This window comes from Methylomonas rivi (genome assembly GCF_024505165.1).
GTDB classification, from domain to species: Bacteria; Pseudomonadota; Gammaproteobacteria; order Methylococcales; family Methylomonadaceae; genus Methylomonas; species Methylomonas rivi.
The window spans coordinates 1-24,505 of record NZ_JANIBK010000022.1; the positions used below are offsets into that span (position 1 = coordinate 1).

The window sequence follows — 24,505 nt, forward strand, 5'->3', positions numbered from 1 at the left end:
TTACGAAAATACCCTAAAAGATCAATTAATCAAAACTGGAGCTCATAACCGGATTTGAACCGGTGACCTCTTCCTTACCAAGGAAGTGCTCTACCTACTGAGCTATATGAGCGACGTTACCATAGCCAAAAATGGAGCGGGTGATGGGAATCGAACCCACGCAATCAGCTTGGAAGGCTGGAGTTCTACCATTGAACTACACCCGCAGATCCAATTCAAATTTGATGGTGGAGGGGGGAGGATTCGAACCTCCGAAGGTAGAACCGGCAGATTTACAGTCTGATCCCTTTGGCCGCTCGGGAACCCCTCCTTCATTTAATCTGGCTATTATCCATAAACAAGCCAGCTTGGTCAACCTTTTTTAATTCATGCAATGCAACCAATTCTTCCCATCAAAAAAACAGCGCATTGAAATCCGTCAAGTCCCCCGCCAAAACCAAATCCAACCGGGCTTCTATTTTGCTGAAAACACTTTCAAAAATCCCAAGCGTAGCAACCGAAGGCCTGGATAAAACGTAGTTCGCAATATTCGCCCCCGGAGCCTCCGGTCGGCCGACACCCAACCTCAACCGATAGAAATCTCGAGAATCGATATGCGAAATGATGTCGCGCAAGCCGTTATGTCCCGCATGACCACCATCTCGCTTCATCCTGACAGCCCCTTCCGGCAGCTCTAACTCGTCATGCACAACCAGCAATTCATCCGGCTTCAGCTTGTGATAACGCAACATCTTGCCAACAGAAAGCCCGCTTTTATTCATGAACGTCATCGGCTTAAGCAGCATTAACTTGTCCGCTCCACCCGAACAACTTGCCACATCAGCCTGGAACTGCGCATTGCTCGACCAACCAGCGCCGCGCGAAGCAGCCAGATGATCTATAAAAAGAAACCCGGCATTATGCCGGGTTTTTTCATACTGCGACCCAGGATTCCCAAGCCCCACTATTAACTTAATCATTAATCCATAAAGCTATTCGGCCGAAGGCTCTTCAGCCGTCTTAGGCTTAACAACCTGGACGATAGGATGATTATGTTCCACACCCTGATGCAACTCCGGAATCTCAACACCGGCAGGCAACACCAAATCCGAAAGATGCAGAGCGGAACCCACGTCGACAGACGCCATATCCACCTCGATAAACTCAGGCAAATTTTGCGGCAAACAAACAACTTCAACATCAGTCATTGAATGATTAACGACCCCGCCTTTTTTGACACCGACCGAAACTTCTTCATTAATGAAATGCAGAGGCACATGCGCTTTTAGTTTATGATCTTTCTCGACCCTCAAAAAGTCAACATGCAGAATTTGCGGCTTGGCCGGATGACGCTGAATATGCTTTAAAACAGCCTTCTCGGTTTTACCGTCAACCTTAACATCAAGCACATGCGAGTAAACAGCTTCGTGAGCAAGGTGCTTCAACAAATCGTTATGATCCAAAACCAGCATCTCCGGAGCATCGCTGCCACCGTAGATTACCGCCGGCACCTTACCTTTACGGCGAGTAACTTTCGCCGCACTACTACCAGTCTCACTGCGAGCTTCCGCAATAAATTCAAACACGTTAGCCATTATTTTCTCCAAAGCCTGCTCTACAAGCACTTCTTAATAGTTATTAAACTAATCCACATAAAGCGAGCTAACAGACTCGCCCACAGCTATTCGCCGAATCGTTTCAGCCAACATTTCGGCAACGCTCAACTGCCTGATCTTGCCTATAGCCTTTAACTCATCAGTGAGAGGAATCGTATCGGTGACAACCAACTCATCCAAAACCGAATTTCTGACATTTTCCGCCGCCGCACCCGATAAAACCGGATGCGTACAATAAGCAACAACTTTAACAGCGCCATTCTTTTTTAACGCCGAGGCTGCGTGACACAGCGTCCCAGCCGTATCCACCAGATCATCCACCATTACGCAAGTCCTACCAGCCACATCACCTATGATGTGCATGATTTCCGATACATTGGCCCGCGGCCTGCGCTTATCAATAATCGCTAGATCCGCATCACCCAACCTTTTTGCCAATGCTCTAGCCCGGACAACCCCACCCACATCGGGCGAGACAACGATTAGATTCTCATATTCCTGGCGCCAAACATCCCCCAATAGAATTGGGGACGCGTACACATTATCCACCGGAATCCCGAAGAACCCCTGTATCTGATCGGCATGCAAATCCACGGTAAGCGCTCTATCCGCCCCCGCATGCCCAATCATATCGGCAACCAGCCGAGCCGTTATCGGCACCCTGGCGGATCTGGAACGCCTGTCTTGGCGCGCATAGCCATAGTAAGGAATGACCGCCGTTATTCTTGCCGCCGACGCCCTTCTCAATGCATCGATCATAACCAATAATTCCATGAGATTTTCATTTGTAGGAGAGCATGTCGGCTGAACCACGAACACATCGCGACCCCTTACATTTTCCTCAATCTCTACAAATATCTCACCATCACTGAAGCGTCCAACCGACGCCATCCCGAGGCGCATGTTGAGCTTCCTCACAATACCCTCGGACAACGCCTTGTTGGCATTACCCGAAAATACCATTATTGAAGCATCACGCATTCAAGGACTCCCGAGGAATTGTTTTATAATGGAGATATGGCTGGGCTGCTAGGATTCGAACCTAGGTATGCGGAGATCAAAACCCCGTGCCTTACCGCTTGGCGACAGCCCAATAACTGATTTGACTTATTCTTGTTCTAACTTCTTGTAGAGCGGTGATTCATTCAAGCCTTTTGCCAAGAAAACCAGCCATTCATTTTTTAACGCTTGAAACACTACTTCCGCCTCTTCCTTACTGGGAAATTGTGCAAAAACACACGCCCCAGTGCCCGTCAATCTTGCCCCCGCATAAACAGACAAAGCATTCATTGCATCCCTTACCCGCGGGTACATCTTGCAAACTTCTTCAGTGCAATCGTTACTTTCTTCCCCTGCAAGAAAGTCGCTCATTTTGATGACTTTACTATCTCTTGTCAACCCTTCTGAGCAAAAAATTTCTTTGGTATTCACATGGCAATCCGGCTTGATAATCACAAACCATTGTTCAGGAAGCATGATCGGCTGCAATTCTTCACCAACCCCTTCTCCCCAAGCGGCATGCCCAAACACAAAAACCGGCACATCGGCTCCCAATCGCAAGCCCAATGCCATCAATTCTTGCTTGGGAAGCCTTAAACCCCAAAGGCGATTCAATACAACCAAAGTAGTGGCCGCATCCGAGCTGCCACCACCCAAACCGCCGCCCATAGGCAATTTTTTTTCGATCTCTATGCAAACTCCTGCCTCGCACCCTGTATGCAACTTAAGCAAATTCGCCGCGCGCACAGTCAGATCCTCTTGCTCAGGCACGCCGGGGATTGGACTTAGTAACGAGACACTGCCATCGGCGACCGGACGAAAAGCCAACCAATCGCACAAATCAAGCATTTGGAAAACAGTCTGCAGCAGATGATAGCCATCCTCTCGCCGCCCGGTAATTCTCAACATTAAATTCAATTTTGCCGGGGCCGGCCATTTCCCGCCCCACCCCGAAATGAATTCCATACCTTCTGTCACAATAAAACCCATTGATCCACAATTAATTTGATTCTCGCCTTATCTTTTTCGGCCGTTATTCTTTTAGGCAGCGTGCCCGCATTGACCGTTTGCATCTCTTTATACCTGACCAGCCAATTGCCTTGATAAAACCCGCCCGGCTGTTCAATATAAGCCTGCCTTGGATCGTTCACTCCCAGCACCCAAAATTTCAATGAATCGACCGGCAAATCCACACCTAACTGCTGGGAAAGCACTTCGTCAACCGCCCCATAAAAAACCTTGAGATTCTCGCCGTCATCCACCGTCACCTGACCGGGCGTAACGGATATTCTTACCCTGCCTTGAGCCAACGGCCCCACAAGCTCGATATCGTCCTGTAATTCGTTATGCCGCCAGCTGATAGACACGGAGACGGAATCTTTTTCATCCACCAAGGCCAACCGACCTTCCAACACCCAGTTTTTTTGCCTCTGCAAATACTGCATGCTTGCCAGCCGATATTCATCGGCCGGCTTTTGCGGAGCAACCGAACAACCACCGAGCCACCCAACCAGCGCAATATAAACTATAAAGCGGCCTTTCATCGCTCGTCTGGTAAGAAGCGTTTCTTAAATTTCAACAAATACTCATCTTCGGGAAATTTTTTAAAAATCGGCTCAAAAAATTCCTTGGCTTCTTTTTCCTTACCGGTCGCCCATAACACTTCCGCTATATGCGCGGCGATCTCATTTTCCTGCTGTTTTTCATAGGCCTTCCTTAAATACTCCAAAGCCAAGTCATACTTGCCCCGCTTGAATTGCAGCCAACCATAACTATCAATAATGACCGCTTCGTCGGGTTGCAATTGAATGGCTTTCCGCAGATATTTTTCGGCATCATCGAAACGCTGGGTCCTATCGGTCAGCGTATACCCCAAAGCGTTCAGCGCTCCCACATCATCCGGATTTTTTTCCAAAATCTTCAGCAAATCCGCTTCCAAAACGTCCAACTTGTCCAATCGCTCGGCGATCAGCGCCCGCGCATACAACACATCCCTACTGTCGGGCGCATCATTCAACGCCAAACTCAATACATCGTATGCTTCCTGATACTTACTCCATTGGTTATAAAGCTCGGCTTTCATCATCAGAATGCGCAAATGCTGCTCGGGATATTTGCCATCCATCGTCTTGATCCGGGCTTCCGCCTTGCTCAACTCCTTTTGACCCAATAACAGCGACACGGCAGCCATATCGGCCTCAAAGCCATAGCCATTCGCTTCCGCGCGATCGAACCAAACCAAGGCCTTACCGGGATTCTGCCTGTCCAGCTCGATTTTTCCCAAATAAAAACTAGCCTGACCTTCCCATTCCGGCTTATTTAGGGCCTTTTCAAAATATCCTTCGGCCTTGTCCAGTTGATTTTGCTGCATGTAAATCAATGCCAATGTAAACAGCGCCTCGCCGTCATCGGGATTTTCATCCAATACCGACTGATAAAGCTTGATCGCATCGTCGTAAGCACCGGTTTTAACCAACACTTCCAACAGCATTTTTCTCAACTGCTTATCGTCCGGCGCTTGCTTAACCGCTTTTTCCAGAAACTCCCGCGTTTTTTCCATATCGCCGGAACGGCCCGCCAGCTGCGCCTGAAAAATGATGGCTTTATTCCAATCCGGCTGCAATTCCAATACCTGGCCGATTTTTTGTTGCGCCAAGGCATTATCATGCAAAACGGAAGCCAATACAGCCTGTAGAAACAGCAGATTCGGTTGCTCGGGATGCAACCCATTCAAATCTTCCAGTGCATCGTAGATAAATTGAGACCGTCCCTCCTTTTCCAGCGCCTTGATCATTTCCAGCATTCCGCCCTCGAAGCCGGCCGGGTCTTCCCGGAAGATGGCATCCAAGTTTTCCACCGCCGCCTTGCGATCCAATTTCTTGATCGCCATCAACACCGCAAATTTTTTGGCCGGCAGATTATCCGGATCCTTGGACATCCAAATCTCTAACGCCTCGCGCGTGCGTCTTTCGTCTTTTAAAAACATGCCGATTTTGACGGCCCGCTCGGCAATCCGCGCATCATCAACCCGTTTCGCCGCCTGTAGGTAAGCATCCAGAGCCAAATCGTACTGGTTACGCTGCCCGGCCAGTTCCGCCGCCATCAGCAGATACAACACCTCCTCGTCTATCACGGTATTGTGACTGGCCCTAGGCGCCAAGGCTTCTTGCGGGGTAATTTTGGTTTCAGTATCCGGCGTCGCGTCAGGAGAAACCGCGCAGCCCGACAAAGAAAAAATTATTGCAATACCTATCCATTTATTCATGCAATTCAAATGACCTGATTTCGATAAATTGTAAACATAGATTATCAGAAAAACCCATTAGTTCAGCTTAACCTATCATTCTATTTGGACAAAAACAGCGCATTCCTTAAAATGACCTACTTTTAAAAGGCCTACATTACAGCTAATGACACTACTTGCCGTAGGGATAAATTACAACACCGCGCCGGTTGCCGTACGCGAACGCTTGGCTTTCCCGGCGGAAATACTGGACAATACCTTAAAAAATTTGCGCAACGTCCGGGACATTTCCGAGGCGGCCATTTTATCCACCTGTAACCGGACGGAATTTTATTGCCAAACCGATAGCGAAGACCAAACCCCCTTGATTACGTGGATCGCCGATACCAAAATCATCGAACCGGCCGATTTCACGCCGTATTTATACAGCTACAAGGATAGCCAATCCATCCGTCACATGTTCAGGGTAGCCTGCGGACTGGATTCGATGATACTCGGCGAACCGCAAATACTCGGCCAAATGAAAACCGCCTATCACGCGGCGTCGCAGGCCGGTACCCTGGGCAAAAACCTCAGCAAGCTGTTTCAACACACTTTTTCCGCCGCCAAAAAAGTCCGTACCGATACGGCGATAGGCTCCAGCCCTGTTTCAGTGGCTTTTGCCGCCGTGCAACTGGCGCAACAAATTTTCGACAAACTCTCCGAACAAACCGCCCTATTGATCGGGGCGGGCGAAACCATAGAACTGACAGCCCGCCATCTTTACCAACATGGCATAGGCCGCATCATTATCGCCAACCGAACATATGATAAGGCCCATGCCCTGGCCGCGCAATTTAACGGCTACGCCATCGCCCTGTCGGAACTGCCCAGCCATTTGGCGGAAGCCGACATCGTGGTCTCCTCCACGGCCAGCCAACTGCCGATTTTGGGTAAGGGCCGGGTGGAAAGCGCCATCAAAAAACGTAAACATAAACCCATGTTTATGGTGGATTTGGCGGTACCCCGCGACATCGAGGCAGAAGTGGAACAACTGCGCGACGTATATTTATACACCGTTGACGATTTGCAAAACACCGTCAACCAAAACATGGACTCGCGCCGCCGCGCCGCCGAGCAAGCCGAGGAAATCATCGATACCCAGGTCGAGCACTTTTTGGCCTGGCTGCGCTCACAAGGCGCGCAGGAAACCATTCGCGACTTTCGCCTGCAAGCCGAGATGACCCGCGATGAAGCATTGCAAAAAGCGCTGTCGCAACTCAACAACGGTATTCCATCGGAAGAAGTATTGCAACGCCTGGCGCATACCCTGACCAACAAACTGATCCATACCCCATGCGCGCAATTGCGCGACGCCGGCGCCAACGAACGCCACGACTTGATTGCCGCCTCGCGCGAAATTTTTAAATTGAGATAACCCTCCCTAATGAAACCCTCGATACAAACCAAACTCGAAAACCTGGGCGAACGCTTCGAAGAAATCACCGCCCTGCTTTCGCAACCCGAAGTACAAAGCAATCAAAACCAGTTTCGCAGCCTCAGCCAGGAATATGCGCAAATAGAACCGCTGGTGGCTTGTTACAAAACCTATCTGGATAACGAAGCCAATCTGGAATCGGCCCGGGAAATGGCCAAGGACAGCGACCCGGAGTTGCGGGAAATGGCTAGGGATGAAATCGCCGAAGCCGAAAGCAAACGCGAAGCATTGGAACAGGAACTGCAAATACTGCTGCTGCCGAAAGACCCCAACGATAACCGCAACGTGTTTTTGGAGGTTCGCGCCGGCACCGGCGGCGACGAAGCCGCCATCTTCGCCGGCGATCTGGCCCGGATGTATCAACGCTATGCGGAAAGGCAAGGCTGGAGCACGGAAATCATCAACGAAAATCGCGGCGAACACGGCGGCTACAAGGAAATCATCCTGCGCGTCAGCGGCCAAAATGTCTATTCCCAACTCAAATTCGAATCCGGCACCCACCGGGTGCAGCGGGTGCCGGAAACCGAATCGCAAGGCCGCGTGCATACCTCGGCCTGCACGGTGGCCATCATGCCGGAGGTGGATGCCGTGGACGAAATCGACATCAACCCCGCCGATCTGCGTATAGACACCTACCGTGCCTCCGGCGCCGGCGGCCAACACGTCAACCGTACCGATTCGGCGATCCGCATCACCCACATTCCTTCCGGGGTGGTGGTGGAATGCCAGGACGAACGCTCGCAACACAAAAACCGCGCACGCGCCATGTCGGTACTGCAGGCCCGCCTGCTGTCCGCCGCGCAGGAAAAGCAACATGCGGAACAATCGGAAAACCGCCGCTTGCAAGTCGGCAGCGGCGACCGCTCCGAGCGCATCCGCACTTACAATTATCCGCAAGGCCGCTTGACCGACCACCGCGTCAATCTGACTTTGTACAAGCTGGAAGAAATCATGGAAGGCGGACTGGAGCATGTGATTCAACCCCTGATCCACGAACATCAGGCGGACTTGTTGACCCAGCTCGGCAATGCCTGAGTTAAACAGCCAAGACGGCCGCTCCATACAAGAGGTGCTGGAACGAGCTTGCACGGTTTTAGGCCGTGTCTCCGATTCCGCGCGGCTGGATGCGGAAGTCTTGCTTTGCCATTGCCTGGGAAAGCAACGTTCATTTCTGCGCGCCTGGCCGGAGCGGCAACTCGATGCCGCGCAAGCGGAGCAATTTCGGCATTTGCTGGAACAACGCCGACAAGGCCGGCCCATCGCCTATTTAACCGGCGAGCGGGAGTTCTGGTCGCGGACGTTCAAAGTCACCCCTGATGTATTGATTCCCCGGCCGGACAGCGAATTATTGATAGAATTGAGCCTATCCATGCTACCCGACAATCAAGCCTACAAAATCATAGACCTGGGCACGGGATCGGGGATTTTGGCCATCACGCTGGCGGCGGAACGTCCTTTGGCCGAGGTCGTGGCGACCGACATCAGCACCGCCGCTCTGGCCGTCGCCCGGCAAAACGCCGAGCAACTCGCTGCCGGCAATGTGCGCTTTGTCGAGTCGCATTGGTTCGATGCCGTACCCGATAGCGATTTCGATCTGGTCGTCAGCAACCCGCCCTACATTGCCGGCGACGACCCGCATTTACAACAAGGCGATGTGCGTTTCGAGCCTGAAACAGCCTTGATCAGCGGCGAAGCAGGCCTGAAAGATATCCGTTTGCTGGCGGCACAAGCCGGACACCACCTCAAACCGCATGGACACCTATTGATCGAACACGGTTACAATCAGGCCCAGCAAGTTCGATCCATTTTAAAACAGCTAAACTACCGGCAAGTCGTCACCCACCAGGACTTGTCCGGCAATCCCCGCGTGACGTCAGGACTATGGAACCCAGCATGAACAGCCACGAAATTTGTTTACCTCGCAAACTCACCAACCAGTTGCTGCATTTGGCGCAATTATCGCCGGACACTGAAGTTTGCGGCCTGGTCGGCGCGGACGAAGACGGTCTGCCGAGCGCCTGCTATCCGGTCGACAATAACGCCGCCAACCCGCAAATCCGCTTTTCGCTGGAACCGAGCCAACAAATCGCTGCCATGAAACAAATGCGCGAAAAAGGCCAAACCCTGTTCGCCATTTATCATTCGCATCCGACCGCGCCGGCCGAACCATCGGCCACCGACATCGAGCAAGCCGGTTATCCTGATGCCTTGCATTTGATCATCTCCTTGAATACCAAAGGCGTACTGGAAATGCGCGCTTTCAAAATTGCCGGCAATCAGGTGGAGGAATTTCCCTTGAGGTTAATCGAACAGGCCTGATCGACCGGATCGGCCGCCAAATGCTGCCAGGAGGCGATATCCTCTATCGGCTCGAGATGGGTATCGATATCGATGCTGTCGAACTTGTCCATGATTTGTTGTTCTATCGTTTCCAGTAAATCGTGCCCCTGTTGCACCGACCAATCTCCGGGCACCAATACATGTACCGACATGAAGCGGCGGGCGCCGGCATAACGGGTACGCAGGGCGTGGTAGGTAATATGATCCGAAGCGGCAAACTTATCCAGCACTTCGGTAATGACAGCCAACTCGTCTTCCGGCAGCGCAGCATCCATTAAACCGGATATGGTGCGGCGAATCAGATGCAACCCGGCCAGAACGATATTGACCGCCACCAAAATGGCGATGATGGGATCGAGAATTTCCCAGCCGCCGATCCCCAGGTGTCGGGCCAGATTCAAGCCGGTATCAAAACGATTGGCCACGGCGATGATGCCTATCCCGAATAAAATCCCGATCGTGGTCCACACATCGGTCATCAAATGCTTGCCGTCGGCCTCCAGGGTAATGGATTGCCGGCTGCGGCCCACGCTAATCAAAATCCGCGCCACGATTAAATTAATCAGCGAAGCAAACACGGAAACGGCGATACCCAAATCCAGTTTTTGCAACGGCATCGGGTGCCACAGCCGCTCCCAGGCGGTATAGGCAATACTAAAGGCCGCCAACAAGATCATGATGCCTTCGGCGCCGCTGGAAAAATATTCTATCTTGTCGTGCCCGTAGGCATGGTTTTCATCCGGCGGCCGCGCCGCGATGCTGAGCACGAACAGCACGATAATCGCGGCCACCAGATTGATCACCGACTCCAGCGCATCCGACAGCAAGCCGACCGAATCGGTCAGCCAATAGGCATAACTTTTCAGCGCGATGGTGGATACGGCGGCAAAGATGGATAACCAACCATAGCGGGCCAACGACGGTTGCGCGGCGTCCATTAGCGAATTCCATGTGTTAGAAACGGGCCTAGTCTAGCAGGCCGCCGTCACTTATTACACCTTAGCCGACACAAAACGCGTCTAAACAACCAAGCAAAATCTCCCGAACGGTTCAAATAAACCATTCGAATTGTGCAATTGCGCCACCGGCTTAAAATAACCAGGGTAATTTGGCACGCTGTAGATGCCGCCTCCGGCGACAGATTCAGATTACACGCACCTTTCAGCTCCGCTACGGGAAAAACTAAAAAACTGGCATGGTTATCGCTTGCTTATAAGTTTTCCATTTTCGAGACATGTCATGCAGCATCCTTCACTTGTCATAGTCCCCAAAACCGGCCTGGCCGGACTCGCGGAAAACTGGCGCAGCGATTTATTATCCGGTTTTTTGGTATTTCTGATTGCCTTGCCGCTTTGCCTGGGTATCGCAATGGCTTCCGGCTTTCCGCCCATGGCCGGCATCATTTCCGCCATTATCGGCGGCTTGGTGGTATCGCGCATCAGCGGTTCCTATGTGACGATCAATGGCCCCGCCGCCGGCCTGATCGTGGTAATTTTGGATGCCGTTCAGTCCCTGGGCCACGGCGACGCCATGGCCGGTTACCGTTACACCTTGGCCGCCATCGTGGTCGCCAGCGTGTTACAGGTGTTACTGGGCGTCTGCAAAGCCGGCAAATTGAGCGCGTTTTTCCCGTCTTCCGTGGTGCACGGCATGCTGGCCGCCATCGGCATCATCATCATGGCCAAACAGATTCATACCTTGCTGGGAGTGAAACCGGAAGCCAAATCCTTGCTCGGCACCATAGCCGAAATTCCGCATTCGCTCATCGAAATGAACCCGGAAGTCTGCATTATCGGCTTGTGCGGTTTGGGGTTATTAATAGCTTGGGCGCTGATCAAAAACCCGGTCTTGAAAATGGTCCCCGCCCCCATTCTGGTGGTCTTGCTGGGCTTGGTGCTGGGCCAATATTTCGATTTGGACCATATCCACAAATACCTGTTTTTACCGGATGCGAAAATGCTGCCGCACCACGAATTTTCCGTGGGCCCGGCCTTTTTGGTGGCCGTGCCGGAAAACTTTTTGTCCGGCTTTTATTTTCCGGACTTTTCCCTGATCGCCAGTTACGAGTTCTGGCTTGCCGTCGTCACCATCTGGTTGGTCGGCAGCCTGGAAAGCTTATTGAGCGCCGCGGCGGTCGACAAACTGGACCCCTATAAACGCGACTCCAACCTAAACCGGGACTTGGCGGCGGTCGGGGTTGGCAACATCGTTGCCGGCCTGATCGGCGGCTTGCCGATGATCGCGGAGATTGTACGTAGTTCGGCCAACATCAATAACGGCGCCAAAACCGGCTGGGCCAATTTTTTCCACGGCGCCTTTTTGTTGATCTTCGTCGCCCTGTTTCCGCGCCTGATACACGAAATACCGTTATCCTCCCTGGCAGCCTTGCTGGTGTTTACCGGCTTTCGCCTAGCCTCGCCGAAGGAATTCGCCAAAACCCTGGCGGTCGGCCTGGACAATTTTGCGGTATTCGTCATCACCATCATCGGCGTACTGGCGACCGACTTGCTAATCGGCGTGGCCATCGGCATCGTGGCGGAACTATTGATCCATTTGGCGCGCGGCCTGAAACCGAACCATATCTTTTCCATCGCCTACCATGTCGATCGTACCGCCGCCGACACTTACCATATCGCCGTCAGCGGCTCGGCGGTATTCTCAAACTTCATCAGCTTGAAAAGCCTGTTGGCGGACTTTCCCAAACAAAAAAAGGTATATTTCGATTTGAGCGAGGCCGAATTGATCGACCACACCGTGATGGAATTCATTCATCACTTTACCGAAGAATACAACCACGCCGGCGGCCAATGCGAAATCGTCGGGCTGGATGGGCACGAAACATTCTCCGACCATCATTTGGCCGCGCGCCGCAAGACGGCCAACTGACCGCAACCGTGCCCCAAACAGCGCATGGCCCGGCCGAAGCCGAACATCAGGAGGACCGCCCCAACCGGCTAGCGCCGTGCCGGATGACGGGGTTTTAAGTTTCGGCCCACGGTTGCGGGGATACTTATTTCCGTCTACCCAGTAGAATTGGAACCCTTTCATCCATGACCCCCAACCGCCGACCATGCGCCAACTTCTGCTCAGACCCATCATCTTCGTCACCCTCATCATGAGTCTGCTGGTGTTGGGAGAATTAATGGCTATCGGCCGCCTGACCTGGCAAAACCATCAACGCATCCAAACCATCCAAACCGACATAGGCAAGGGTCACCGGCTGCAGGAAACCATTTTCGAATTGCTGCAATTGCAATCGAAAATAGCCATACACCAAAACGATCCGGCGGTAACGGCGGAGCAGATTCAGGAACTGCAATCGCACCTGATGGATTTACTGGAACACCACGACAGCAGCGAGTTCAGCGTGCCGCTGGACTTACAGAACCTGCAAAATAAATTCAGCCAAGCCATCAACGGCGACGCCCGCGCCATGATCGATACCGTCGACCTGATTCAGGATTTATTGGACCAACAAACCGACGAAGAGGAAAAACTCTTAATCGGCGTGGAAAACGACAGCCAGCTGGAACTGCAGCTGGCGGTGATCCTGCCGCTGCTGCTGATCTGGATAGGCCAGTATTTTTTCCGCAATAACGTGCTGGAACCCTTGGAAGCCCTACGGGTGTTATTGTCCGGTCTGGCGGAGGGCGTCAAACAACCCATACAGCTCAGCAGCCCCGATCCCATCATTAACGACTTGTTCGAACGCTACAACCATTTGGTCGAACATTTAATCGAATTGGAGCAAACCCACCTCAATTACACCAGCCGCCTGGAAAGCCAAGTGCGCCAGACCAGTCACAAATTACTCGAACAAAGCCAGCGCCTGGCCAAGGCCGAGCGTTTGGCGGCCTTGACCGAAATGGCGGCCAGTACCGCGCACGAGTTACGCAATCCGCTGGCCGTGATTCAAGCGGCACTGGAGAACATGCAAGCCGAATCCGCCGACCCCGAGTTCCGCGAGCGCATAGGCCTGTTGCACAGGGAAGTACACCGGCTGACCAAGCATCTCAACGATTTGCTCAGTAACGCCCGCAACAGCAGCGAGACCGCCCAAGCCCTCCCTGTCAACAACGTGATTCAGGAATTGATCACCCTACTCAGCTATCAGGCGGCGGACAGCATCCGTTTCGATCTACACGCCGACAACGATATCGTCGCGGTACTGCCCGAAACCGAGTTTCGGCAAGTGTTGTTAAACTTGTTGCAAAATGCCGTGCAAGCCATCGGCGATAGCCCCGGCACGGTGCGCGTCGATGTCGGCCGGACAGAGCAACAATTACAGGTTAGCGTCACCGACAGCGGCGGCGGCTTCAACACTGAACTATTACAACAAGGCATACGCCCCTTCGTCAGTTTGAAGGAAAAAGGCAGCGGCCTGGGCTTGGCAATGGTGCAACGTTTTGCCCGCGATTTACACGGCCAACTCAGGCTGGCCAACAATCCGGACGGACACGCCTGCGTCACGCTGTCGCTGCCGCTGACTCCCGCCGCCTAGCCCGACAGCGCGAAACCACCACGAGAAACCGCCATGATGACGAATACACTGCTGATCATTGAAGACGAAGCCCTGCTGGGCGCCGAACTGGCACGCTATTTTAAAAAGGCCGATTGGGAAGTCAGTGTGGTGGATTCGGTGCAAAAAGCCGAAAACCATTTGCGCGAACAAAACCTCGACCCGCTGGTAGTGCTGTCGGACATGAACCTGCCGGACGGCAACGCCCTGGACTTACTGGAAAAACTCAAACCCGAGATCGACAGCAGCGAATGGATATTCTTGACCGGTTACGGCAGCGTGGCCGATTCGGTGCGGGCGGTGCGGCTGGGCGCCTACGATTTCATCGAAAAGCCCTGCTCGCTGGACAGGCTCAACCTGCTGGTGGAAGGCGCCGCCCGCAGCGCTCGCGCCCAGCGGCGGGTGCAACTGCAAACCGCCGCCCAAAACAGCCAGTACAGTATCGACAGCCTGCTCGGCTCCAGCCCGGCCATGGCGACCTTGCGCGGCATGCTGAGACAAGTGGTGAATGTACCGTTTTCCAGCCTGATTATCAGCGGCGAAACCGGCACAGGCAAAGGCATGATCGCGCGAATTCTGCATTATTCCGGCGTGCGCGCCAATGCTCCCTTGGTGGAAATCAACTGCGCCGCCCTACCGCGGGAATTGCTGGAGGCGGAGTTATTCGGTTACGAAGCCGGCTCGTTCACCGGCGCCAAGAAACGCCATCGCGGCATGTTCGAACAGGCCCACACCGGCACCTTGTTTCTGGACGAAATCGGCGAGATGGATCTGGATTTACAGAGCAAGTTATTAAAAGCGGTGGAAGATTTGCGCATCCGCCGGCTGGGCAGCGAAACCGAAATCAGCGTGGACGTGCAAATCATCGCCGCCACCAATCTGGATCTGGTGGAAAAAGTGGCCGCCGGCCAATTCCGCCGCGACCTTTACCATCGCCTGAATGTCATCAACATTCGCGTGCCCTCGCTGCGGGAGCATAAGCAAGATTTGGAGCAACTGGTGCCGCAGTTTATCGCCGCCTGCAACCGTAAATCGGCAAAAAACGTCTGCACTATTCCGGAAGCCACCTGGCAGGCCATCAAAGCCTACGACTGGCCCGGCAATATCCGTGAATTACGTAACGTGCTGGAACGTTGCGTGTTATTGGCCAGCGACCAAACCTTGTCCACCGAATGGCTGCAACTGCAAACCCCTCGGCTGGTTTCGGCACAAGCCATGCCGCGCACCGATCGGGAAGGCTTGTTCATTCCGCTGGACGGCAGCCTGAGTTTGCACGAAATGGAAAAATTCATCATCCAGGAAGCCTTGAACCGCACCGACGCCAACGTTACCGCCGCGGCCCGCATGCTGGGCACCACCCGGGAAACTTTGCGCTACCGGGTGCAGAAGTACCATTTGAAGTGCAAGTTTTAATGCCAGCCGCCGTATTGGGTGGTGGGATCGCCGCGAAATCCGGCGGTGGTTTTATTGCTGGCCGGCACCGTACCGCTACTTTCCGCCGCACTCACCAGATTCTTATGCGTGTAACCGCCCAACGCCTTGGCCTGCCGGGCAATCCGGGTACTGAGTTGGTTAATATCGAACTTACTAGCCGCCGCATGCACCACCACCGAAACCATGCGCTGCTCGTCGCCGGCCGCCGCCGACGGGTAATAGGCCAGTATTATCGGCAACACGGTGCCGGCCGGCACTTCGATACTGTAATGCGGACCGTCGCTCAGCTCGATTTCCGCTAAAACCTGCCCCGACTCGGTCAACGCCTTGACAATACCGGTTTTCACCGGCCCGTCGTCATTGGTTACCAACCCTTGCAAGGTTTTGTTACCGGCATATTTTTCCACGCCGGTTTTGCCGGCAACCGTTGGCTGCGGCTTGGAATCGCAACCGGTCAGCGTCCCGCCGCCGGCGCAGCTTAGGCATACCGCCAGCAAAATCCGCTTAAATGTTGGCTTCATCATTATCCCCCCTGTCATACTGTTTATAATATTGCCGAATCAGTGTAGCCCAATCCGCCCGGCATTGCCGGCGGGCAGATAGAGGTTGAATTCGCCAGCTATCGCCTTTATAGTGACCCGCCTTTTTTCCACTTGCAAATCAACACTATGCCATCATTCGATATCGTTTCCGAACTGGACAGCCACGAAGTGACCAACGCCGTTGATCAGGCCAACAAAGAAGTCGCCACCCGCTTCGATTTCAAGGGCAGCAATGCCTGCTTTGAGCAACAGGACGACAGCATCGTCATGAAAGCCGAATCTACTTTTCAACTGCAGCAAATGCTGCCGATTCTGTACGCCAAAATGGGCAAGCGCGGCATCGACATCGCCTGCCTGGAAAGCGGCAAAATTCAGGACACCGGCAAAACCGCCCAGCAGTCCATCGCCTTGAAACAAGGCATAGAGAGCGATCTGGCGAAAAAAATCGTCAAAATCATCAAGGACAAAAAGCTGAAAGTGCAAACCGCCATCAACGGCGACAAACTGCGCGTTACCGGCAAAAAACGCGACGACTTACAGGAGGCTATACAAATGCTGCGCGGCGAAGACCTGGGCCAGCCGCTGCAATTCAATAACTTTCGCGATTAACGCATTCCCAATCCATTATTACCGGCGGCGCGGCAATCACCACGCCACCGGGTTTATTCCGCCTAACCGCACTTTTCAACTTTGCATGACTGTTTTCGATAACCACCTGGGGCTGCAGCGGGCCAAACAACTCAATCGCGATTGCCATTGCCTGTCGCTGGACCGGCGGCAATTGCGGCGGGAGCTGGCGGCGCAACCGCACGGCGACAGCCTGTGCCGGATGATCTGCGAAGAGCGTCCGCATTTGATTTCCGATGCTGCCGTGTTCGTCGCCGAAGCCAGCCTGCAAAAACAGCGCGACATCATAGCCGCCATCGAGCAGGTGATCGCCTTGCCGGCGTATCAACAGCGGGTACTGGCATACGCGCCGCCATCGGCACGCTTTCAACCCAAGGCCCGCGGCGTCTTCCTGGGTTACGATTTCCATCTGGACGACGAGGGGCCGAAATTAATCGAAATCAACACCAATGCCGGCGGCGCCTTGATCAATCTATTGCTGACCAAGGCCCACAAGGCCTGCGAAAGCTGCCCTTGTCAACTGGATTTTCCAAACAGTGCGCTGGATGCCGAACAAGCCATCATCGGTATGTTTCAAGCCGAATGGCGACTGGAAGGCCGGGCGCAAACCTTGCGGAACGTTGCCATCGTCGACGCGGCCCCCGACCGACAATACATGCTGCCGGAGTTTCTGCTGTTTCAAAATCTGTTCGCCAAGCATGGCATCAACGCGCTGATTTGCGACCCCGGCGAGCTGGCATTCCGCGACGGCGGGCTTTGGCACGGCCAAACCGTTATCGATCTGGTCTACAACCGCCTGACCGATTTCGCCCTGGAACTGCCGGCGCAACAGGCGCTATTGCAAGCCTATCTGGCCGGTGCCGCCGTTGTGACGCCGCACCCCAGAAACCACGCCTTATATGCCGACAAACGCAACCTGGCCGTGCTGACCGACCCCGTTGCGTTGCGGGCCATGGGCATCGACAGCGCCACCCAAACCGTCCTCTTGCAAGGCATCGCTAATACCATCCGGGTTGAGGAACAACAGGCCGACGCTCTCTGGCAACAACGCAAACAGTTGTTTTTCAAACCGGCCAAGGGTTACGGCAGCAAAGCCGCCTATCGCGGCGACAAACTGACCCGGCGGGTATTCGGCGAAATTCTGCAAACCGATTACGTAGCCCAAGCGCTGGTGCAACCCAGCGAACGGCAATTGCAAATCGGCGATCACGCAGTCGAATTGAAACTGGACTTACGCCATTACGTCTACCAAGGCCAAACTCAGACCGTTTGCGCCCGCCTCTATCAAGGCCAAACCACCAACTTCCGCACCCCGGGCGGCGGCTTTGCCCAGGTGGTTGCGGTGCCGCAAACCACGGAATCCGCGCCGGTGCTTTCCAGCCAAAAGGCCTAAGCATGCGAACTATCGGCCACTATTTTTCAACGTCGTCACCGGCTTTTGGTTTATTCTGCCCGGCATGGCCGTTCAACTAAGCTATTTTATGGCTCATTTTGTCGAAACAAAGCCGAATTAATGCCTTTACGAAAACTCTGGCCGTTTCGGAACAAGAAGAAAAAACCTGTCGGCACTGCTGTCGAATACAGCGTACCGGAGCGGGTTTACACACCTGTAGGCCTGCTGGAAATCGGCATGTATGTTATCGAGCTGGACCGGCCCTGGCTGGACAGCCCGTTTTTGTTTCAAGGCTTTGAAATTCAAAACCATAATGAAATCTTGCAATTAAGAGGCTGTTGCGAGTACGTCTACATCGATACCACCATCAAGCGTAAACGCCGATTGGGAAAGTTCGCCTCCCATAACGGGCCGCCGATCGATACCCTGTCGGATTACGGCACCCCACCGCCCAAACTCGGTAGTTTCGAAAGCGAAATCGGCCGCGCGGAAGCCGTTTATCGGCAGGTCGGCCGGTTTGTGACCGAAACCATGCAGCGCGTCAGTTATGGCGGGTCCATCGACACCCAAACGGCCAAGGCGGCGGTTGCCGAATGCGTCGCCAGTATTTTGCAATCCCCGGATGCTTTCTTATGGCTGATTCAGCTGAAAAATAGCGACGAATATACCGCCCAGCATAGTTTGAACGTCTGCGTGCTATCCATCGTGCTGGGCCGGCACATCAACCTGTCCGATGCGAACCTGCATAATGTCGGCTTGTGCGGCCTGATGCACGATATGGGCAAAATGCTGGTTCCGGACCACATTTTGAACAAGCCCGGCCGGCTGGATCCGGATGAAATGGAGATCATGCGCAGCCACACCACCCAGGGTTACGACTTGTTGAAATCCAGCGAGAATATGTATCCCGGCGCCATCAAGACCGCGCTGATGCATCACGAAATGTTAAACGGCAAAGGTTACCCGAACCAACTGATCCACCGGGATATTCCGCTGTTTACCCGCATGGTGACCATCGCCGATATTTACGATGCCATGACCAGCGACCGGGTTTATCAAAAAGGCCGCACCCATCTGGAAGCAACCAGCATCATGGCCGACATGAGCGGCGAAAATCTGGAGGAACGGCTGGTCACCAAATTTATCGAATCCTTGGGCGTTTACCCGCCCGGCTGTGCGGTCATGCTAACCAACGGCGCCGTCGCCATTGTGGTGGAAGTCAACGAGTCGGCTAAATTGCGCCCCAAAATCATCGTTTTGCTGGACGCGGACGAGCAGCCCGTGCCGGAAAAAGTAACCAATTTAGCGGATATGCCCTTGGACGAGCGCGGCAAGCTGATGACGATAAAAGGTATAGTCAAAGCGCAGGATTACGCTATCGATATTCGTCAATATTACCGCGACGGCGTTTTACAAAAAGGCTTTGCGGCCAACGAATAAGGCTTCGCGAGGCACTCGGGCCGCTTGCCGCAAGTGGATAGGCGACAATTCCAAGCCATGGTTTCCATAATGCTCGGCAACCGCTCCAGTGTTGCTCCCAGCTTCCGCAGCCGTAGAGTGCGCTCCAAGTACCGGTTATCCGTCCCCTTAAACCGAACTTTTATTTCCTGGCCGCCGCCGAGTCCGGCGTGTTACTCTTCGACACATTCCACCAAACCCACTCGAGGCTGCGGCCCTTTCTGCCCACCAGCCCTGCTCTGAAAGTTTTGTGCCCGGCCGCATTGAAAACAGCGGTCTTTAAGGATCGGCTTTGCCGGCCAAACCAACAGGAAACCTCATGAGCAGCCGCGACAACGTACTTTGGCTACAATGCTGGCGCGACCGCCAACTCGATTTTCACCAGCCAACAGTCAATCATTTCCTGACCCGCTTCTGGCCCGGTCTCGATCTGGCCTTGGGCAGCCGCGTTTTCGTCCCGCTGTGCGGCAAAAGCCTGGACATGATCTGGCTTGCCGAACGGGGCCACCACGTCGTCGGCGTGGAGTTGAGCCCCATCGCGGTGGCGGAGTTTTTCCGGGAGAACGGTTTAAGACCCAGCCGCCGGCGGGTCGGTCAATTCATGCTGTGGCAACACGGCAGAATCAGCATACTCTGCGGGGATTATTTCGCGCTTAAGCCATCCGACTTGGGAGAAATTGAAACGGTATACGACAGAGCGGCACTGACCGCGCTGCCGGAGGACATACGCCGGCGGTATGTATCCCATTTGCGCACAATCGCACCGGAAACCAGCCGAATTTTTCTGCTGACCACCGAGGATGCCGCGGAAAACGAAACGCTGAGCGAATCGCTCGCGATTGGCGAAGAGATTACAGCTCTTTACGCCAAGAATTTCCGCATCGACCTAACCCATATTGAAAGCGTATTCGAAATCGATCCCGCCGCACCGGAGCGTCCGGCGGAACGCGCCGAGTACAAGCTATACAGTTTATCCAACCGGTCCGCGGCCTGAGTGGTTCCGATGGCGCGCGGTTAAACATAATCCGGCCGAAAAGAACCCGACAGGCCAGCGAAAACTAGCCAACTCCCTGTGCCCACGCAGATCGGTGTCTGCTTTGAAACTCTATTAACGAAGTTATGAATATAGGGCAATCGCGCCGAACAATGACAACCAGCCAAACCACCTCGACACATCATCATGTCTTCGAGATTCAAGACCCGCGAATTAACCGGCAAAAATACATCGAGGGTTTCCGGCCTGCATGACCGCTGTCAGCCATGCAGGTTTACGGCTCCAAACCAATCGCCAGGCCTAAGGATAGCCGGTAGCAAGAACTCGGATTTCTCGCGCTACGGGATGCCTCGGCGGCGCAAGCATGATATGGTTAGCACCGCTTAATTTTTAGCTTTTCCAGGGACATCGTTATGACCGAGCCGCTTCTTATCGCCAAATCGCCTTCCGGCGACTGTTGCATGTTGCCCGCCATGGCTAACCGCCACGGTTTGATCGCCGGCGCCACCGGCACCGGCAAAACCATCACCTTGCAAACCCTGGCGGAAAGTTTTGCCGACATCGGCGTACCGGTGTTCATGGCCGACGTGAAAGGCGATTTGTCCGGCATCTGCCGGGAAGGCGGCGGCAACAACAAAGTTGAAACCCGCGCCAGGGAATTGGGGCTGAAGGATTTTGTTTATCGGGCGGCACCGACCATGTTCTGGGACGTATTCGGAGAGAAGGGCCATCCCTTGCGCTCCACCATCTCGGAAATGGGGCCGTTGCTGCTGTCGCGCATGTTGAATCTCAACGACACGCAGGCCGGCGTGTTAACCGCCGCCTTTAAAATCGCCGACGATAACGGCTGGCTATTATTGGATTTGAAGGATTTACGGGCCATGCTGCAGTTTGCCGCCGACAACGCCTCGGAACTGCGCGGCGAATACGGCAGCATTTCCGCCGCCAGCGTCGGCGCCATTCAGCGCGGCTTGCTGCAACTGGAACACGAGGGCGGCGAAAACTTGTTCGGCGAGCCGGCCCTGGATTTTAACGATTTGCTGCAAACCGACAATGGCCGAGGCGTGATCAATATTTTGGCCGCCGACACCTTGTACAACTCTCCGCGCGTATACGCCACGCTGTTATTGTGGCTATTGTCCGAACTGTTCGAAAATCTGCCGGAAGCCGGCGATTTGGACAAACCCAAGCTGGTATTCTTTTTCGACGAAGCGCATTTATTGTTCAACGACGCCCCACCGGCCTTGCTGCAAAAAATCGAACAAGTGGTGCGGCTGATTCGTTCCAAGGCGGTCGGCGTGTATTTCGTCAGCCAGAATCCGCTGGACATTCCGGATGTGATCCTCGGCCAACTCGGCAACCGGGTGCAACACGCCTTGCGCGCCTTTACTCCGCGCGACCAGAAAGCCGTCAAGGCGGCGGCGGAAACCTTCAGGAGCAATCCGGGCCTGGATGTGGCAACCGCCATCACCGAACTGGGGGTCGGCGAAGCGCTGGTATCGTTTCTGGATGAAAAAGGCACGCCGCTACCGGTCGAACGCGCCCTGATCAAACCGCCCCAATCCCGCATCGGCCCCGTCAATGACAATGAACGCCGGCAAACCGTCGAAAAGTCTCTGATATACGGCCACTACGAAAAACAGATCGATAGGGAGTCGGCCTACGAAATCTTGAAAGGCCGCGCCGAGCAGATCGCCGCGCCCGCGCAGAAATCAACGGCTGCCGACAGCGGCTTCGGTTTGGCCGATATATTGTTGGGCAGCACCGGCCCGCGCGGCGGCAGACGCCAAGGCGTACTGGAATCCGCCGCCAAAAGCGCCGCCAGCACCATCGGCCGGGAAGTGGGTAAGCAATTGATACGCGGCGTGTTGGGCTCCCTGCTGGGCGGCGGGCGCAAACGTTAAATTCGCCAATAGGCGATTAAATGCAGAAAATCTGCAGATAAAACAGAAATTGACTATATTAATATGATTATAAAGTCATTTAAGTGTAAGTTTTTCGCATGTTAATCGAATTTTCCGTCAGCAATTTCCGTTCTTTCCGTGAGAAACAAACCTTTTCCATGGTTGCCGCACCTAGATTAAAGAAACGGGAAAATACCTTTAAGCCAGTAATCAAAGGGGAAAAGTTACCGGATTTATTAAAGGTTGCCGCAATTTATGGTCCTAATGCATCGGGTAAGAGCAATTTGATTAAGGCACTGGACGTTGTCCGAGAGGTTGCAAGTCGCCAACCTAGTGCTCAACCGATACCGCTACCTGTTTCACCTTTTCGTTTCGATGCGCAATTGGTGAATCAACCTAGCCGAATAGAATTGCATTTTGTTTATGCTGAAATGAGATACCAGTTTGAACTGTCTTTAACTCAAAATCGTATCGCCGAAGAACGCTTAACTTCTTTTCCAAATGGAAAGGAATCTCTTTTATACGAACGTAAACATGAAACATCAGGTGATATTTACCACTTTGGCAAACTATTAGAAGGTGGAGCGGATTTGCATGAATTATGGAAAAAATTGACCGGTCCGCAAGTATTGTTCATTGCCCAAGCTGCCGCTAACAGCAGTGAAGATTTAACTCAATTAAGAAACCCGTTTATTTGGTTGAAAGCTGGATTTATGGTCTTTTTAAGTGGAAGCATGATGGCTCTTACAGAGATAAGTCAAATTCGGGCAGAATCGGATATATCTTTTACCAAAGAGCTTTCAAGGTTTCTTCAAGATGTCGATACTCCTATTACTGATATCCGCTTTGAAAAGGCAGAACCAGACTCTTGGAATTTACTTCAGTCACCGGGTACAAAACCTAAAAGCAAAACCGTATTAACCCATAGAACAGCGCTAGGGGAGGCCGAATTTAACCTTCAAGACGAATCAGAAGGAACTAAAAACTTGATTGGATTTTACTTACCATGGAACTTGCATTCAGAAACGAAGCTTGTAACCCAAAGCACCGCGTTGATTGTAGACGAGCTTGACAGCAGCCTGCATCCTGAAATTGTTGCCTCTTTGGTTGCAAAACATATCAAATCTGACTTACCAGCCCAACTCATATTCACCACCCACGACACCCACTTAATGGATACAAAACTTTTACGTCGTGACCAATTCTGGTTGACAGAGCGTGATGCAAATGGAGCGACTCAACTCCGCTCCATACACGATTTTGAAGGTAGAGAAGGCGAAGACCTGGAAAAACGCTATTACGAAGGCCGTTACAGGGCATTACCGGTTCTACGTAAAAGATAATATGGCCCGTAACGCAGCCTCATTCAAGCGATCTAAACCGCGTTTTCTTCCACAGCCGACAGTGCTAGTGATTTGCGAGGATAGCAAATCCGGCAAACGTTATCTGGAAGATGCCAGCGTACATTTCCGAGTGAAGGTTCAAGTGGAAATCACCCATTGCGGCAAAACCGACCCATTGAATATCGTCAAAGAAGCACTTAGCCGGCAAGGCAAATTCGATCGCGTATTTTGTGTAATAGACCGCGATACTCATGCAAACTTCATTGAAGCACTAAGTTTAGCTAAAACCTCGAAAAAGGTTGAAACAATTACCTCTTATCCCTGCTTCGAATTTTGGCTTTTGCTGCATTTCGGTTTCAGCCGAAAACCTTATACCTCTGTCGGAAAATATTCCGCGGCCGAGCTACTAATCAAAGACTTACGAGCTTACCCAGGCTTTGAAAACTACGATAAAGGTAAAGATCAAAATATTTTTATTCTCTTGATTGATCGACTTGCGGATGCGCACCGATTTGCATCTAACGCATTAATCCAAGCCATTGACAGCGGCGAAATGAATCCCAGCACTCGTCTGCATCAACTAATTTCATACTTCGAAACACTTTCCGTTCCGCAGAAAACCTCTTAAATTACAAA

The 24,505-nt window shown here is 53.1% G+C and carries 22 protein-coding genes and 4 tRNA genes; 14 read left to right on the forward strand and 12 right to left on the reverse strand.

Translation table 11 applies throughout. From position 1 onward, the window contains the following. Positions 1 to 36 precede the first annotated feature (36 nt). The 10 genes from NP596_RS06165 to NP596_RS06210 all read right to left on the reverse strand — a co-directional run bounded on the left by NP596_RS06165 (position 37) and on the right by NP596_RS06210 (position 5,859). A tRNA-Thr gene (locus NP596_RS06165) sits at positions 37 to 112 on the reverse strand. A 20-nt stretch (positions 113 to 132) separates the two neighbouring features. After that, positions 133 to 206: transfer RNA gene (locus tag NP596_RS06170), tRNA-Gly, on the reverse strand. 19 nt (positions 207 to 225) lie between these two features. Further along, a tRNA-Tyr gene (locus tag NP596_RS06175) sits at positions 226 to 310 on the reverse strand. Positions 311 to 392: 82 nt separating this feature from the next. After that, positions 393 to 959, reverse strand: a complete 567-nt coding sequence (gene pth, locus NP596_RS06180) for an aminoacyl-tRNA hydrolase (RefSeq protein WP_256614407.1) — start codon at positions 957 to 959, stop codon at positions 393 to 395. Between the two features lie 12 nt (positions 960 to 971). Then, positions 972 to 1,574: a 50S ribosomal protein L25/general stress protein Ctc gene (locus tag NP596_RS06185; protein ID WP_256614408.1), complete on the reverse strand. Its 603-nt coding sequence runs from the start codon at positions 1,572 to 1,574 to the stop codon at positions 972 to 974. A gap of 48 nt (positions 1,575 to 1,622) precedes the next feature. Beyond that, a complete protein-coding gene (locus NP596_RS06190) occupies positions 1,623 to 2,576 on the reverse strand; it encodes a ribose-phosphate diphosphokinase (RefSeq protein ID WP_256614409.1) in 954 nt (317 codons plus the stop codon). 37 nt (positions 2,577 to 2,613) lie between these two features. Then, positions 2,614 to 2,688 (reverse strand) — tRNA-Gln (locus NP596_RS06195). A gap of 14 nt (positions 2,689 to 2,702) precedes the next feature. Then, positions 2,703 to 3,584, reverse strand: a complete 882-nt coding sequence (gene ispE, locus NP596_RS06200) for a 4-(cytidine 5'-diphospho)-2-C-methyl-D-erythritol kinase (RefSeq protein WP_256614410.1) — start codon at positions 3,582 to 3,584, stop codon at positions 2,703 to 2,705. Further along, positions 3,569 to 4,138, reverse strand: coding sequence for a lipoprotein insertase outer membrane protein LolB (gene lolB, locus NP596_RS06205; protein ID WP_256614411.1), 570 nt, complete (start codon positions 4,136 to 4,138; stop codon positions 3,569 to 3,571). The genes ispE and lolB overlap by 16 nt, the downstream gene beginning before the upstream one ends. Next, entirely contained in the window at positions 4,135 to 5,859 is a 1,725-nt protein-coding gene (locus tag NP596_RS06210; protein ID WP_256614412.1) for a tetratricopeptide repeat protein, read from the reverse strand. The genes lolB and NP596_RS06210 overlap by 4 nt, the downstream gene beginning before the upstream one ends. Before the next feature lie 145 nt (positions 5,860 to 6,004). Here NP596_RS06210 and hemA point away from each other — a divergent pair, with 145 nt between their 5' ends. From hemA to NP596_RS06230, 4 genes are read left to right on the forward strand one after another with little or no spacing between them, the layout of a single operon-like run. Beyond that, a complete protein-coding gene (hemA, locus tag NP596_RS06215) occupies positions 6,005 to 7,255 on the forward strand; it encodes a glutamyl-tRNA reductase (RefSeq protein WP_256614413.1) in 1,251 nt (416 codons plus the stop codon). A gap of 9 nt (positions 7,256 to 7,264) precedes the next feature. Beyond that, positions 7,265 to 8,350 (forward strand): peptide chain release factor 1, encoded by a 1,086-nt coding sequence (gene prfA, locus NP596_RS06220; protein ID WP_256614414.1) that lies wholly within the window; start codon positions 7,265 to 7,267, stop codon positions 8,348 to 8,350. Further along, a complete protein-coding gene (gene prmC / locus NP596_RS06225) occupies positions 8,343 to 9,212 on the forward strand; it encodes a peptide chain release factor N(5)-glutamine methyltransferase (protein ID WP_256614415.1) in 870 nt (289 codons plus the stop codon). The genes prfA and prmC overlap by 8 nt, the downstream gene beginning before the upstream one ends. Next, positions 9,209 to 9,634: a M67 family metallopeptidase gene (locus NP596_RS06230; protein WP_256614416.1), complete on the forward strand. Its 426-nt coding sequence runs from the start codon at positions 9,209 to 9,211 to the stop codon at positions 9,632 to 9,634. Before prmC ends, NP596_RS06230 begins: the two co-directional genes overlap by 4 nt. On the opposite strand, the gene NP596_RS06235 is transcribed toward NP596_RS06230, so the two are convergent. Continuing rightward, a complete protein-coding gene (locus NP596_RS06235) occupies positions 9,592 to 10,593 on the reverse strand; it encodes a cation diffusion facilitator family transporter (protein WP_256614417.1) in 1,002 nt (333 codons plus the stop codon). The genes NP596_RS06230 and NP596_RS06235 overlap by 43 nt on opposite strands. Before the next feature lie 301 nt (positions 10,594 to 10,894). On the opposite strand from NP596_RS06235, the gene NP596_RS06240 reads away from it, so the two are divergent. The 3 genes from NP596_RS06240 (at position 10,895) to NP596_RS06250 (ending at position 15,587) form a co-directional block, all read left to right on the forward strand. Continuing rightward, positions 10,895 to 12,541: a SulP family inorganic anion transporter gene (locus NP596_RS06240; protein WP_256614418.1), complete on the forward strand. Its 1,647-nt coding sequence runs from the start codon at positions 10,895 to 10,897 to the stop codon at positions 12,539 to 12,541. A 184-nt stretch (positions 12,542 to 12,725) separates the two neighbouring features. Continuing rightward, entirely contained in the window at positions 12,726 to 14,156 is a 1,431-nt protein-coding gene (locus tag NP596_RS06245) for a sensor histidine kinase (protein ID WP_256614419.1), read from the forward strand. A 36-nt stretch (positions 14,157 to 14,192) separates the two neighbouring features. Continuing rightward, positions 14,193 to 15,587 carry a sigma-54-dependent transcriptional regulator gene (locus tag NP596_RS06250; RefSeq protein ID WP_256614451.1) on the forward strand — a complete coding sequence of 465 codons (1,395 nt, stop codon included), beginning with the start codon at positions 14,193 to 14,195 and terminating at the stop codon, positions 15,585 to 15,587. Here the strand turns inward: NP596_RS06250 and NP596_RS06255 are convergent. Beyond that, on the reverse strand, positions 15,584 to 16,129 hold the full coding sequence (locus NP596_RS06255) for a hypothetical protein (RefSeq protein ID WP_256614420.1): 546 nt from the start codon (positions 16,127 to 16,129) through the stop codon (positions 15,584 to 15,586). The genes NP596_RS06250 and NP596_RS06255 overlap by 4 nt on opposite strands. A 147-nt stretch (positions 16,130 to 16,276) precedes the next feature. Between NP596_RS06255 and NP596_RS06260 the strand changes: the two genes are divergently transcribed. The 7 genes from NP596_RS06260 to NP596_RS06290 all read left to right on the forward strand — a co-directional run bounded on the left by NP596_RS06260 (position 16,277) and on the right by NP596_RS06290 (position 24,497). Next, on the forward strand, positions 16,277 to 16,759 hold the full coding sequence (locus tag NP596_RS06260) for a YajQ family cyclic di-GMP-binding protein (protein WP_256614421.1): 483 nt from the start codon (positions 16,277 to 16,279) through the stop codon (positions 16,757 to 16,759). An 85-nt stretch (positions 16,760 to 16,844) separates the two neighbouring features. Beyond that, positions 16,845 to 18,170: a hypothetical protein gene (locus tag NP596_RS06265; protein ID WP_256614422.1), complete on the forward strand. Its 1,326-nt coding sequence runs from the start codon at positions 16,845 to 16,847 to the stop codon at positions 18,168 to 18,170. A gap of 120 nt (positions 18,171 to 18,290) precedes the next feature. Further along, positions 18,291 to 19,610, forward strand: coding sequence for a cyclic di-GMP phosphodiesterase (locus NP596_RS06270; RefSeq protein WP_256614423.1), 1,320 nt, complete (start codon positions 18,291 to 18,293; stop codon positions 19,608 to 19,610). A gap of 337 nt (positions 19,611 to 19,947) precedes the next feature. Continuing rightward, complete coding sequence (locus NP596_RS06275; protein ID WP_256614425.1) at positions 19,948 to 20,622, forward strand: thiopurine S-methyltransferase; 675 nt, start codon at positions 19,948 to 19,950, stop codon at positions 20,620 to 20,622. A gap of 413 nt (positions 20,623 to 21,035) precedes the next feature. Continuing rightward, positions 21,036 to 22,526, forward strand: a complete 1,491-nt coding sequence (locus NP596_RS06280; protein ID WP_256614426.1) for a helicase HerA-like domain-containing protein — start codon at positions 21,036 to 21,038, stop codon at positions 22,524 to 22,526. Between the two features lie 98 nt (positions 22,527 to 22,624). Next, positions 22,625 to 23,869: an AAA family ATPase gene (locus NP596_RS06285; RefSeq protein ID WP_256614427.1), complete on the forward strand. Its 1,245-nt coding sequence runs from the start codon at positions 22,625 to 22,627 to the stop codon at positions 23,867 to 23,869. Between the two features lies 1 nt (position 23,870). Next, positions 23,871 to 24,497 (forward strand): RloB family protein, encoded by a 627-nt coding sequence (locus tag NP596_RS06290; RefSeq protein ID WP_256614428.1) that lies wholly within the window; start codon positions 23,871 to 23,873, stop codon positions 24,495 to 24,497. The last annotated feature ends 8 nt before the right edge of the window (positions 24,498 to 24,505 follow it).